The sequence below is a fragment of the Marinobacter sp. S0848L genome (assembly GCF_023016065.1).
Classification (GTDB): Bacteria; Pseudomonadota; Gammaproteobacteria; order Pseudomonadales; family Oleiphilaceae; genus Marinobacter.
Genome location: NZ_JALKAQ010000035.1, coordinates 1 through 337, shown reverse-complemented (window position 1 = coordinate 337; position 337 = coordinate 1). Strand labels below are relative to the sequence as shown.

At 56.4% G+C, this 337-nt stretch carries 3 tRNA genes; all 3 read right to left on the bottom strand.

The features are described from left to right. Positions 1-19: 19 nt before the first annotated feature. Positions 20-95: transfer RNA gene (locus MWU64_RS15380), tRNA-Val, on the bottom strand. Positions 96-102: 7 nt separating this feature from the next. After that, positions 103-179 (bottom strand) — tRNA-Asp (locus tag MWU64_RS15375). A gap of 63 nt (positions 180-242) precedes the next feature. Further along, positions 243-318: transfer RNA gene (locus MWU64_RS15370), tRNA-Val, on the bottom strand. Positions 319-337: the final 19 nt, after the last annotated feature.

The following is a 337-nucleotide window of genomic DNA, read 5'->3' as shown; positions in this document are numbered from 1 at the left end:
ATCTGCTTTTTTTCAAATCTGGTGGGTGGTACTGGGATCGAACCAGTGACCCTCGCCTTGTAAGGGCGATGCTCTCCCAGCTGAGCTAACCACCCGAAAAAGTGGCGGAGCGGACGGGACTCGAACCCGCGACCCCCGGCGTGACAGGCCGGTATTCTAACCAACTGAACTACCGCTCCGCATGACTCAGCCTATTCGGCTAAATCGGGTGCCAGAGACTCGTCTGGCTTACTGCTTAAAAGTGGTGGGTGGTACTGGGATCGAACCAGTGACCCTCGCCTTGTAAGGGCGATGCTCTCCCAGCTGAGCTAACCACCCACTTCGAGGCTTTACTGTT